Annotated in this window: 10 protein-coding genes; 4 read left to right on the forward strand and 6 right to left on the reverse strand. The window is 68.0% G+C overall.

The window, feature by feature from the left end:
* Nucleotides 1–6 precede the first annotated feature (6 nt).
* Complete coding sequence (locus ACFQQD_RS04940) at nt 7–648, reverse strand: maleylpyruvate isomerase family mycothiol-dependent enzyme (protein ID WP_378086831.1); 642 nt, start codon at nt 646–648, stop codon at nt 7–9.
* Nucleotides 649–725: 77 nt separating this feature from the next.
* On the opposite strand from ACFQQD_RS04940, the gene ACFQQD_RS04945 reads away from it, so the two are divergent.
* Nucleotides 726–1,181, forward strand: a complete 456-nt coding sequence (locus ACFQQD_RS04945) for an NUDIX domain-containing protein (RefSeq protein WP_378086833.1) — start codon at nt 726–728, stop codon at nt 1,179–1,181.
* A 70-nt stretch (nt 1,182–1,251) separates the two neighbouring features.
* On the opposite strand, the gene ACFQQD_RS04950 is transcribed toward ACFQQD_RS04945, so the two are convergent.
* The gene (locus ACFQQD_RS04950) at nt 1,252–2,307 is read right to left on the reverse strand and encodes a DUF368 domain-containing protein (protein WP_378086835.1); all 1,056 of its coding nucleotides are present in this window, start codon (nt 2,305–2,307) and stop codon (nt 1,252–1,254) included.
* A 150-nt stretch (nt 2,308–2,457) separates the two neighbouring features.
* On the opposite strand from ACFQQD_RS04950, the gene ACFQQD_RS04955 reads away from it, so the two are divergent.
* Entirely contained in the window at nt 2,458–3,153 is a 696-nt protein-coding gene (locus tag ACFQQD_RS04955; protein WP_378086837.1) for a DinB family protein, read from the forward strand.
* On the opposite strand, the gene ACFQQD_RS04960 is transcribed toward ACFQQD_RS04955, so the two are convergent.
* The 4 genes from ACFQQD_RS04960 to ACFQQD_RS04975 form a co-directional block, all read right to left on the reverse strand.
* Nucleotides 3,101–4,054: a VOC family protein gene (locus tag ACFQQD_RS04960; protein ID WP_378086839.1), complete on the reverse strand. Its 954-nt coding sequence runs from the start codon at nt 4,052–4,054 to the stop codon at nt 3,101–3,103. The two genes, ACFQQD_RS04955 and ACFQQD_RS04960, sit on opposite strands and share 53 nt — an antisense overlap.
* A gap of 169 nt (nt 4,055–4,223) precedes the next feature.
* The gene (locus ACFQQD_RS04965) at nt 4,224–5,033 is read right to left on the reverse strand and encodes a helix-turn-helix transcriptional regulator (RefSeq protein WP_378086841.1); all 810 of its coding nucleotides are present in this window, start codon (nt 5,031–5,033) and stop codon (nt 4,224–4,226) included.
* A 172-nt stretch (nt 5,034–5,205) separates the two neighbouring features.
* On the reverse strand, nt 5,206–8,052 hold the full coding sequence (locus tag ACFQQD_RS04970; protein WP_378086843.1) for an ABC transporter permease: 2,847 nt from the start codon (nt 8,050–8,052) through the stop codon (nt 5,206–5,208).
* Between the two features lie 3 nt (nt 8,053–8,055).
* The gene (locus ACFQQD_RS04975) at nt 8,056–8,943 is read right to left on the reverse strand and encodes an ABC transporter ATP-binding protein (RefSeq protein WP_378086845.1); all 888 of its coding nucleotides are present in this window, start codon (nt 8,941–8,943) and stop codon (nt 8,056–8,058) included.
* Between the two features lie 257 nt (nt 8,944–9,200).
* Between ACFQQD_RS04975 and ACFQQD_RS04980 the strand changes: the two genes are divergently transcribed.
* Nucleotides 9,201–10,178 (forward strand): aldo/keto reductase, encoded by a 978-nt coding sequence (locus ACFQQD_RS04980; protein WP_378086847.1) that lies wholly within the window; start codon nt 9,201–9,203, stop codon nt 10,176–10,178.
* A gap of 178 nt (nt 10,179–10,356) precedes the next feature.
* Nucleotides 10,357–11,817 carry an L-lactate permease gene (locus ACFQQD_RS04985; protein ID WP_378086850.1) on the forward strand — a complete coding sequence of 487 codons (1,461 nt, stop codon included), beginning with the start codon at nt 10,357–10,359 and terminating at the stop codon, nt 11,815–11,817.
* Nucleotides 11,818–11,826: the final 9 nt, after the last annotated feature.

The following is an 11,826-nucleotide window of genomic DNA, read 5'->3' on the forward strand; positions in this document are numbered from 1 at the left end:
CCGGAGTCAGCGGCGCTGGGACGGCTCGTGGCCGCGGGCGTCGAAGTCGAACGCGCCGGCGCCGCTGAAGCGTTCAGCCGGGACGGGGCGTCCGGCCATGGCCATGATCAGGTCCAGGGCGGTGCCGTTGACTTCGGGTCCGGCGCCGACCCAGTGCCCGACGTCGGTGGCGACGAGCATCAGACCACGCGCGCGAGCCTTGGACGGGACCGTGAAGTTGGACGACTCGAAGAAGTCCAGCAGGGTCACCAGCACCTCGTCCGGGTAGTCGCGATGCAGGTTCAAGGGCCGGCGGATGTCCTCGCCGTGGATGACCACCTCGCCGAGCCAGGCGGGGAGGGTTCCCGTCGGCACTCTTCTGGAGTCGATGACGGCGCGGAAGTTCTCCAGCGTCTGCTGGGGTGTCTCTCCGAGGTGCTCGGCCAGTCGGCGGTTGTTGTGCCGTCCGGGGTCGAAACCCGCCGCCACGATGCTTCTGATCCAGCTCCAGGTCCCGAGGGAGGCGGCCGCGGTCAGATGGGCGACGACTTCCTCCACGGTCCACTCGGTGGAGAGGGTGGCGTGGTGCCACTGGTCGTCGTCGAGGGTTGCGAGGTCGTCGGCCAAGGCCGCTCGTTCGGTGTGGATGAGGGGCCAGATATCGCTCACAGAATCCAGCCTACGGGGCGGGCGTGGATTCGTCTTCACGTTCGGCCGCTCCAGAATCGGCGCGAGAGGATGGACCCATGACGAGAACAGCGATGGATGGCGCGGGCACGGCGGGGAAGATCTGCGTCTCGGCCGTGGTCCTGCATCGCGCGGATGGGCTCGTGCTGACGGTGCGGAAGGCCGGGACGACCATGTTCATGTTCCCTGGCGGCAAGCACGAGCTGGACGAGCAACCGCTGGACACCGCCATCCGGGAACTGGCTGAGGAGACCGGACTGGCCGTTCCGCCGGAGGATCTGCAGCACCTCGGCGCCTGGGACACCCCGGCGGCCAATGAGGACGGCTTCGAACTCCACTCCGAGGTGTTCGCCCTCGTCCGCCCCTTGGCCTCGCAGCAGGTCCCGTCAGCGACCGCGGAGATCGAGGAACTCGTCTGGATGGATCCGGCCGACCCCGTGGCTCCCGGAGGCCACGGCATCGCCCCACTGTTAATGGCGGTGTTTCCTGAGCTGCAGCGTCACCGGCGAGTGTGAGCCGCGTGCGTGAGCCGGACGACTGGTCTCCGCAGCTTGCTATTCGCGCTGACTGCTGGAGGTCGGGCCGCTACGTGAGATCGGCGCGGTGCTGACGCTCGTGCCGCGCCTGCAGGCGCGCATCCACGACCACCAGAATGCTGACCACCACGAAACCGGCGAGGGCTAGGAGAACGGCCGTGCCGACGTCGTTCCCCGGGGACTGCAGCCCGCGGCCGGCGTCCTGCCACGGCCACAGCGCACGCAGGCCGCCGACCATGACACCGGCGAGCACGGCCAGGGTGATGGTGTGATGATGATCCAGCAGCCACTTGAGCAGCTTCACCACGATCACCATGCCCAGCACCAGGCCGATCGCGAAGATACCGAGGTAGCCCAGATCCCGCTCGTCCACGGCGCGCAGGGTGGGTTCGTAGAGGCCGAAGGTCAGCAGCAGGAATGAGCCGGACAACCCGGGCAGCATCAACGCGGAGACGGCGATCATCGCGGCCGGAATCAAGACGATCGGGTTCGCCTCGGCTGAGGCCGGCGGCAAGGACACCAGCAGGAACGTGGCCACGGCCGCCACGATCGCCCCGATGACATGGATCGGCCGCAGTCGCACAGCCGCGGGATCCCGGCCGAGCGCCACGGCCTCGAACCGTTCATTGGTCAGCCCCTGCAGCATCATCCGCCACGGCACAGCCACCGACGCCAGGACCATGCCGAAGAACAGCGCGCTCATCTGCACGGGGTGGTTCTCCATGGCATCGGCCATCGGTCCGGCGGCGGCGAACACGGCGATGACCATGCCCAGCGCCACGGGCAGCACCACGGTCCAGTGCACCCGGGAGAGGCTCTCGCGCGCGCCGGCGAGCCGGTCCGGGCCAGTGATGAGCGTCCGGACAGCGGAGATGACATGGGCCGCCGAGTTGATCAACTGGTGATAGATCCCCACCACCAGCGCCACGGTCCCTCCCGAGACCCCCGGCACCGTTTCCACCCCGCCGATCAGGGCGCCGCGGAGCAGATTCCCCCACCACGACGTCGGCCGTTCAGCCGGGCGGGAGGGTCCGGCGATCGCCTCGGCCGGGGACTCGGCGGGTGACTCGGCGGGTGACTCGGGTGTGGGCTCGACACTGGACATAAGGGGTGGGACTCCGTGGGTCGGTGAAGGCCGCAGGCGGCAGGACGGGCGAGCCTCCGAGTCTACCGAGGCTTCCTGAACCTTCCCTCTCGGTGCGTCCCTTCAGTTGTCCCAGGAGCGATTCACGCCCTGGGTGGAAGGATGTGATCCATGACCGAAGAAACTGCCTCCGCACCTGGCGAGCGTGCGCGCACCAGTCCCCACGGAACCGAACAGGACGGAGGCGTCAAAGCCGATCTCCACCGCTACCTGAAGAAGGCCAGGGAGAATCTGCGTTGGAAACTCGACGGCCTGGCGGAACGCGAACTGCGGATGCCGATGACCAGGACGGGCACGAACCTCTTGGGCCTGCTCAAGCACGTCAGTTCGGTGGAAGTCGGATACTTCACCGACTGCTTCGGCCGTCCCTCCGGGATCGACGTGCCCTGGCTGGAGGACGAGGCGGAACCCAACGCCGATATGTATGCCACCGCCGAGGAGTCCGTGGAGTCGGTCTTCGTGCTCGCGGACCGCTGTGCCGCGGCCTCCGACGCCGTCATCGACGACCTGGACCTGGACGCCGTCGGGACGGTGCCGTGGTGGAACGACGAATCGGTGACCCTCGGCGAGCTGATGGTTCACGTGCTGGCCGAGTATCAGCGGCACCTCGGGCATGCGGACATCGTCCGCGAGTTGCTGGATGGTCAGGCCGGCCTCAGCGCGCGCAACTCCAATCTGCCCGGTGGTATGCCCGACGACGCCCCCGGTACGGGCAGCGCCGACTGGTGGGCCGGGTACGTTGACCGGCTGCGGGCTATTGCTGAGTCAGCTCCGCGATCTGGAAGCTCGCCCCAGCCGGGTCCGTGACCGTCGCCAGGCGGCCGAACGGAGTGTCCAGGGGACCGTCCAGGACGGATCCACCCTGCTGCCGGATGAGGTCAACGGCGGCATCCGCGTTCTCAACAGAGAAGTACGGCTGCCAGTACGACGGCGTGCCCTCCGGGAACCAGGACGGGTCCGGCTCACAGAGTCCGGCGGTGGCGTTCTCCCCGCGGTGGTTGTTGGCATAGCGCCCCATCGCCTCGGCGTCCTCGGTCTCGGCGTCCCCGCCCTCGTCGGGCTGCTCCTTGCCGTCCTCACCCAGCAGAACCGGCTCCCAGCCCCAGACGGTGCGGTAGTACTCGGCGTCGACGTCGTAGTTGAAGCTCATGACCTCGAACCACGCCGGGGAGCCCACGCTGTTGTCGAGGACGAAGCCTTCCAGGCGGTTCGGCTGCCACACGCCCATGACTTCTCCGCCGGGGCTGGTGACGACGCCCATGGTGCCGAGTTCGGGCATGGGCATGGCGGGCACGATCACGTCGCCGCCCGCCGCGGCCGTATCGGTGAGCGACTTCTCGATGTCATCGCTCTTGAGATAGACCATCCACGCCGGGGCCTCGTCGGAGTCGTTCTCGGCCATCGACATGGCCCCACCCACCGCGGCTCCGTGACGCGTGATCAAGTGATAGTGGCCGAAGTCCGGTCCCATGTCTTCGAACTCCCAGCCGAACAGGGACTCGTAGAAGCCCTGCACGGCAGTGAGATCGGGAACGTTGAGATCCACCCAGACGGGGGAGCCGACGGTGAAAGTCGACTGATCGCCGGAAGCAGTTCCGGCGGAGATGGCGGTGGCGGCCGGAGAGTTGGCCGTCGCAGGGTTGCTCGCGGTGGGGGCTGCAGTGGGGGAATCCGTGTTCGTCTCAGCGTTGATAGTGGCGTCTGACATGGCGTTCTCCTGGTGTTCGGATACCCGCCGGCCCAGATGGTCGGACGGGTCAGGTCGGTCAGAAGGGTGATGTATCCCACCGTGGCACGCCCGGCGGAGACCGGACACTCCGATTCTGCTCAGTGCCCTGTCCCTCGGCGTTCCTCGGTATTCCTCGGCGCCGTTGTCCTCAGTGCCGCAGAGCCGGCATCAGCGACGGCAGAGCGCTGAGCAAGGGGAATTGCCACGGGGCCGCAAAGTCAAGCCCCAACTGCACCGTGGCCGAGCCGGTGAGCGGCCGAGGATGAACCCCGACGGCGGGGCGCGCGCTGGCCAGGTGATCCAGCGGTTCCGCGGTGGCCGGGACGGCTGTGGCTAGCAGCCACGGAGCAGAGGCCACCAGCGGCAGGCGGAACGATCCTTCACCGAGACGCAGGACGCCGGCGACCGGCAGACCCGCCGGGGCCGGCGTCGGGTAGAAACCGATCCAGACCAGCGCCTCGAGGCCGGGGCCGTTGTGCAGGAACGTCGGGAGATGGACCGTGCCGTCGACCGTGCCGAGCTGCCCGGTCGAAGTCTTCGGTTGACCTGCCGCCACGTCGGCCTCGGTGATGCCGGGCGGGTAGACGGCGAAGGGGGCCGGCGTCGTGTCCGAAAGGGTGTCGGCGAGCCGTCGGAGTTCTGAGGGTGGGGTGCCGACATCGTCCCGGAACCTGCGGGTGAACGTGCCGGGGGAGGAGAAGCCGACGTCGTGGCAGATGTCCACCACGGAGCTGTCCCCGGCCAAGAGCAACTGCTTGGCGTGATGGAACCGCACGCCGGCCAGGAAACGGTTCGGTGTCACGTGAAGGCGTTGGGCGAACATCCGGGTGAAGTGGAACTGGCTGTACCCGGCGGCGTCGGCCATGTCCGCCACCGTGATCGGTTCGGTGGCGTGGTCAACGATGAACTGTGCGGCCCGGTGCGCCGCCGCCTCATGCTCGGCCTGTTGAAGGTTCACGGTTTCAGTCTGGATGCTGATCCGGTCAATGTCATCAGATCGGCCTCAGAATTGACGTCTGACTCACGTCGTATTCACGCCAGATCGACTGCGGACGGCCTGAGAAGCCGCCCGCAGTCGATCAAGACCGGTCTGTCCGGTCTGCCCGGCTGTCCGATCAGATCAGGCCAGGTCAGGCCAGGGCGAGACCTTGCACCGGTGCCAGCTTGGCCGCGCGCTGGGATGGCGCCACCGAAGCGAGGAGCCCCGCGGCGATCGACACCAGCACGATCACCGCGATCTCCAGCCACGGGATCACCGGCCAGACGATGGACTGACCGATGTCAGCGGCCATCGGCGCGAAGACCGTGTGGGCGCCCATCCCGCCGTAGAAGGTGCCGAGGGCGCAGCCGATCAGAGCGGCGACGCCGGAGATCAGCACAGCCTCCAGAGCGAGCATGCCGCGCAACCCACGCCGCGTCAGCCCGAGCGCCCGCATCAGCGAGTTCTCCCGCGAGCGTTCGATCGCCGACAGGGACAGCGTGTTGGCCACACCGATCAGCGCGATCAGCACCGACACCGCCAGCAGTGCCGTGACCACCATGAGCATGCCGTCAATGATCACCGACATCATCAGACGCATCCCCAGATCGGCCGAATTGACCTTCTCCTGGGTCACTCCGGTGGCCTGCGTGACCTCGGTGTTCAGGTCCTGCAGACCATCGATGCTGATGGCGTCACTGGCCTGCATCCACAACACCGGTGCAGCGGCGGCCAGAGCGGCGGTGTCTTGTCCACCCTGGCCGGCGGCTGTCCCGGTGCCGATGGCGTCCGTGTCCAGGCCGATCGACCGGGCGTCCTCGAGAGTGAGCACCGGATGAATCGTGGACGAGGAGCTGTGGATCGCCTCAAGCTCCAGGGACCCGCTGGCGCCGGTCACCGTCACCGTGTCCGCCTCAACGGTGTTCGGCACCAGAATTGTGCCCGGCTCGCCGAGGCGGTCCGTGGCTTCACCTTGAGGCATGCCGGCGACGACGGCGTCCAGTTCCGCGGTGTCGGCCGCGTAGACGATCCGATCCGCCGGGCCGTCCCCGAAGGCCGCCATGCCGGCGGGCAACAACAGAGCACTGGAGTCGATGTCGTCGAGTCCGGTGACCTTCTCCCGGGCGTCGACGGCGTCGTCGTAGGTCATCGGCTGTCCGGCGCCCATCTGGGCACCGGTCTCGGCGCCGGACTGCTCGCCGGATTGCTCACTGGAGGTGCCGGCGTCGGGAGCGCCTTCTCCGTTCTGTCCGGGAGCAAGCTCCACGGACATGTCCACGGGGAACTCCGCAGCGAAGATGGTGTCCATCTGCTGCTGAGCGGTCCGGCCGCCCGTGAGCATCATGGCCACCAGCGTGGTGCCGATCAGCAGGGCAGCGGCCGTGGCTGCCGTGCGGCTCGGGTTGCGGACCGCGTTCAGTCGGGCCATCCGTCCGGGAACTCCTGCCGGGCGGACGGCGAATCCGGCCACGGAGACGACCGCCGGGACGAAGAGCACTCCGAGCATCAGCACGCCCACGAAGGACAGAGCACCACCGGCGACGGCGATGGCCAGAATGGCCTCGGAGGCCCCCCAGAACAGCGCGGCCAGTCCGGCCAGCAACAGCAGGGCGCCGAACGCCAGGCGGACCTTGCCGGCGCGGTTCCCCACGGCCGCGTCTTCGCGGGGTCGCATGGCCTCCAGGGGCGAGACCCGCGTGGCGGCGAACGCGGCTGACATGGAAGCCAGGATGGTCATCACCATGCCGACGGCCACGCAGGCCAGCAGGTCACGCGGATTGACCTCGAAGGTGAGGAAACTGAAGCCATCCAGCGATGACCCCCAGGCCACCAGGGCGGCCACGAGACCGACGGCCAACAGTGAACCGATGGCGGCACCGACCACGCCGATGATGCCGGCCTCCGTCAACACCGAGCCCCGCACCTGTTGCCGCGAGGCCCCCAGGGCCCGCTGCAGTGCCAAGTCACGCGAGCGCTGCGCCACCAGGACCGAGAAGGTGTTCGAGATGACCAGCGCCGTCACGAGCAGAGCAATCGCGGCGAACGCGCCCAGCACCCAGACGAACACGTTGGAGCCGGCCATCTGCGCGACCTGCTCTTGAGCCTGAACGTCCGGGGTCGCCACGGTCACGGACAGACCTTCGGCCTGGGCGAACTCGTCTAGGGCAGCCTGAACAGCGGCCTGATCGGCGCCGTCCTCCAGGCTGATGAGGATGTAATCCGCGGGTTCGGCGGGGATCTCCTCCATCGGCTGCTGTTCAGCAGCGCCGTCTCCAGCGCCGTTCCCAGCGCCGCCGGCGGCAGCAGCGGCGTCGGACATCGCCTGCGCCGAATCATCCTGCAGAAGCCCGGCGAGCTCATCGTCGAGGCTGAGCTGGATGGCGCCGGAGGACGTGGGGTCCTGGGATGTGGTGGTCACTCCGGAGACGGTGACCTTGCGGCCTCCCGCGTCTTCGGTGGATCCGGCCATCAGATACGTGGTGGATCCGACCTCGAGACCGTACTTCTCCGCCGTCTGCTCGTCCACGGTGATTTCCGTGGCAGAGCCGCTGGCGGGGAACTCGCCCTCGACCAGGGGCTGGGCCACGAGGGAGATGTCCTCCGGAACGGTGGACGCCAGGGCGAAGTCAGCATTCGGACTCCAGGTTCCCTGGCCCGAGACGTCGTCGGGCCGTTGGATGCCGACCACGGTGGTGGAGTGCGCATACGCCTCCCGCACGCCTTCGACGTTCTGCATCGGCCCGGGCTCGTCGGTGGTGCCGGCTGCCTCGGTCATGGCGGTCCTGGCCTCGTACTCATCGTCAGCATCTCGGGACGGAGCGACGACCAGGTCGGCATTGGCGTACGTGGAGCCGATGGAGCTGCGCAGACTGGCGGTGGACGTGGTGCCGACGATCAGCGCGGAGGCCAGGAAGGTGACCCCGATGACGATGGCCAACAAGACAGAGATATAGCGCCGGGGTTGATCCCGGAGTTGTGACAGTGCGAGTTTCAGCATGGCTCAGGCCACCCCCAGCTTCGCCAGCGAGGCCAAGACGTTGTCCGGGGTGGGGTCGGAAATCTCGCCGGCCAGCTGACCGTCGGCGAGCAGGACCACGCGGTCGGCATAAGCGGCGGCCGAGGGGTCGTGGGTGACCATGATGATGGTCTGGCCCATCTCGCGCGAGGAACGGCGCAGCAGTGAGAGCACCTCGGCGCCGGTGGCGGAGTCGAGGTTGCCGGTGGGTTCGTCGCCGAACACCACGTCCGGGCGCGTCAACAGTGCCCGGGCCACGGCCACGCGCTGCTGCTGACCACCGGAGAGCGCGTGCGGCTTGTGCTTGAGGCGATCCTTCAATCCCAGAATCCCGACGACGTCGGCCATCCAATCCTGGTCCACCGGCTTACCCGCGAGGTCCAGCGGAAGCACGATGTTTTGTTCGGCGGTCAGGGTGGGGACCAGGTTGAACGCCTGGAAGACGAAGCCGATGCGGTCGCGGCGCAGGCGGGTCAGTTCGGTGTCCCCGAGGCCGGTGATCTCCTGGCCTCCGAGGGTGATGGAGCCGGAGTCGGCGGTGTCGAGGCCGGCCAGGCAATGCATCAGCGTGGACTTGCCGGAGCCGGAGGGGCCCATGATCGCGGTGAAGTGTCCGGCAGTGAAGTCCACGTCCACACCGGCCAGAGCGTGCACGACGGCCTCGCCCTTGCCGTAGGTCTTGACGAGCCCGCGGGCCGAGACGGCGGTGCCGGTGGCGTTCTGGGCGGTGGCCGAAGCGGTAGCGGCCGAAGAAGCACTGGAAGCCGAGCTGGTGGCTGCAGAACTGGTGTTGGTGCTGGTGGATGAGACGCCGGCGTCGGGATCGGCTGGGGGCTGCTGGGCAGGTGCGGTGACATCAGAAGAGGTATCCATGTACCCCACTCAATCGTGTTTCCGCCCGCGGGGGATCGTCCATCAGGCTTGTTCCGTGGTGAATCCGGGTCATCCTCCGGGGTGAATCCGGGTCATCCTCCGGGATGACTCGGGGTACTCCCGGACGACCCCGGTGGAGTACGGGCGGGCGCCCGGGTAGAACAACATAGAACAACGGGGTGGAATAAAACGGGTGCCTGGGGGACTTGCGCCAGGCGTGACGACGTCACGAAATCCTCACGCGGAAGGCGGAGAGTATGAAGCACATCAAGCTGGGAACCGACGGACCAGAGGTGTCCCGACTAGGGCTGGGATGCATGGGCATGTCCGCCTTCTACACCGGTAGTGGCACCGACGAGGCCGGAGCGATCGCCACGATCCATCGAGCCCTGGAACTGGGCATCACCTTCTTCGACACCGCCGAGATGTACGGTCCCTATGCCAATGAGGAGCTGCTGGGCCGGGCCCTGGGCAAGCGCCGCTCAGAGGTCGTGGTCGCCACGAAGTTCGGGACCATCTCTCACCGGAACGGTGACGCTCCCGGTCTGGACGGAAGTGCTGAGAACGTCCGGCCCTCGGTGGAAGGCTCGCTTCAGCGCCTGAACACCGATTACATCTATCTGTATTACCAACACCGCATGGACCCGGACACCCCCATCGAGGAGACCATGGGCGCTCTCGCCGAGTTGGTGCAGGAAGGAAAAATCCGCCACATCGGGCTCTCCGAGGCCGCGCCCGCCACCATCCGGCGCGCGCACGCGGTGCATCCCGTCACGGCGCTGCAGACCGAATACTCGTTGTGGTCTCGGGATCCCGAGGCAGAGATCCTGCCGACGGTGCGTGAACTGGGTATCGGATTCGTGCCGTACTCGCCCCTGGGACGGGGATTCCTCACCGGCACCATCCGGTCCGTGGATCAGCTGGATGAGAACGACTTCCGCCGCAACAACCCCCGCTTCGCCGGGGAAAACCTGCAGCGCAACATCGGCATCGTCGAACAGGTGGACGCGGTGGCCGCCGAGGTTGATGCGACGCCGGGACAGGTGGCGTTGGCGTGGTTGCTGGCCCAAGGCGATGACCTGGCCCCGATCCCGGGCACCAAGCGCGTGGCCTACCTGGAGGAGAACGCCGCCGCTGATGCGCTGGAGCTCACCACCGAGCACCTGGCCGCACTGGACCAGGTGGCCGCGCCGGTCGGAGACCGCTACGAGGACATGTCCCCGGTCAACCGCTGAACCCGGGTCCATGACCGCCGTCGGCCCGTGTTCTCGGGGCGTCGGCGGTAGCATTCATTCCGGGCGTTCACGGAGCTGCCGGAGCGGGCTGACCACCGGAGCAGGTGGTGCCGGGCGGTAGGTTCGTCGCCCACCACGGACGACATGGATGAAAGCGGAGGCCGCTGTGGATGTCCTCATGGCGGCGCTGCCGATCGTGCTGACGCTCGGGCTGTTGCCGACGAAACTGCCTTCCTGGGTGGCTCCCGGTGCGGGGCTCACCACGGCGCTCGTGCTGGCCGTTCTCTGGTTCGGCACCTCATGGTCCGATCTCGGCATGGCTTTCGGGAGTGGCCTCGGAACTCTGGTGGAGGTCCTGGCCATCATCGCCGGGGGCATCCTCCTCTCCCGCGTCATGGGTCGCACCGGAGCCCAGCAGCGCATCGCCAGTTGGCTGACGGCCGGGGGCGGACCCACGGTGTCCTCAGCGCTGCTGATGGTGACGGGCGTGGTGCCCTTCATGGAGTCCGTCACCGGCTTCGGCGTGGCCGTCATCATCGGGTTGCCGCTGTTGCTCTCCCTCGGCTTCGCCCCCTTGCGAGCCGCCGTCCTCGCCCTCCTCGGACTGGCGATCGCCCCCTGGGGCTCGATGGCTCCCGGCACGTTGCTCGGAGCCGAGATCGCCGGCGTTCCGCTGCTGGACCTGGGCTTGGCCTCGGGGGTGTTCAACCTGGTGGCCTTCATCTCCGCGGGCGCGGTGGCCGGCGTCGTGGCGGGCCGTGGTTCCCGGGAGGTCGGGTGGATCCAGGGCCAGCCGACCTGGCCGCTGCTCGCGCAGTGGATCGGCACCGGACTGGCGGCCGGACTCGTGCAGGGCTCGTTGATTCTGCTGGCCAACGTGCTGTTGGGAACGGCGGTGGCCGGTGCCGTCGGTTCTCTGGTGATGTCCGCCGCCTGGGCCTGGATCATCAGCCGAGGACGACTGCGACCCGTGCCGTGGAGTTTCCTGGCACCGTATCTGATCCTGTTGGCCGCCACGGTGGCCGGACAGATGGTCGAGCGCTTCGCCTGGCCCAATGCTGTCGGCGCGGTGTTGGGCTCCCCGGCCCTCTGGTCTGCGGTCGGTGCCCTGTCCGGCGTCGTGATTCTGCAGATGGACCGGGACCAGCGCTGGAGGCTGCCGCGGGAGACCGGCCGGATGTGGCTGAGCACGGCCGTGCCCACCGGGCTGTATCTACTGCTTGGGTACGCCGTCTCCGGTGGCGGGCTGGCCGAGAGCCTCGCGACCGCGCTGACGTCACTGGGCGGGGGATTCCTGTTCCTGGTGCCGTGGATCGGGGGCCTCGGCGGCTACATCACGGCCTCCAATACGGGCGCGAACTCCATGTTCGGTGGCATCCAGACCGAAGCCGCCCATGGTTTGGGGGTAGCGCCGCTGTGGGTGATGGGTTCGCAGAACGCCGCGGCGGGCCTGGGATGTCTGACCAGTCCGGCCCGGGTCGAGTTGGCCTACCGCCTGGCCGAGGCGCACCAGAGTGAGGACGCCGCCGGACCAGGGCTGACCCGGGGCAACATCCTGCGGGTGACGATGCCGTTGGTGCTGGCCTGCATCCTGCTGTGGGCCGTGGGCGGCATGCTCTTTCTGCCGACGGGCGGCTAACGGCTGCGG

The sequence above is a fragment of the Citricoccus sp. GCM10030269 genome (genome assembly GCF_042665635.1).
Classification (GTDB): Bacteria; Actinomycetota; Actinomycetes; order Actinomycetales; family Micrococcaceae; genus Citricoccus.

Coding starts and splice junctions, on each gene's coding strand:
- ACFQQD_RS04950 (WP_378086835.1), bottom strand. CDS start 2,307: ATGTCCAGTGTCGAGCCCACACCCGAGTCACCCGCCGAGTCACCCGCC.
- ACFQQD_RS04945 (WP_378086833.1), top strand. CDS start 726: ATGACGAGAACAGCGATGGATGGCGCGGGCACGGCGGGGAAGATCTGC.
- ACFQQD_RS04985 (WP_378086850.1), top strand. CDS start 10,357: ATGGCGGCGCTGCCGATCGTGCTGACGCTCGGGCTGTTGCCGACGAAA.
- ACFQQD_RS04955 (WP_378086837.1), top strand. CDS start 2,458: ATGACCGAAGAAACTGCCTCCGCACCTGGCGAGCGTGCGCGCACCAGT.
- ACFQQD_RS04960 (WP_378086839.1), bottom strand. CDS start 4,054: ATGTCAGACGCCACTATCAACGCTGAGACGAACACGGATTCCCCCACT.
- ACFQQD_RS04975 (WP_378086845.1), bottom strand. CDS start 8,943: ATGGATACCTCTTCTGATGTCACCGCACCTGCCCAGCAGCCCCCAGCC.
- ACFQQD_RS04970 (WP_378086843.1), bottom strand. CDS start 8,052: ATGCTGAAACTCGCACTGTCACAACTCCGGGATCAACCCCGGCGCTAT.
- ACFQQD_RS04980 (WP_378086847.1), top strand. CDS start 9,201: ATGAAGCACATCAAGCTGGGAACCGACGGACCAGAGGTGTCCCGACTA.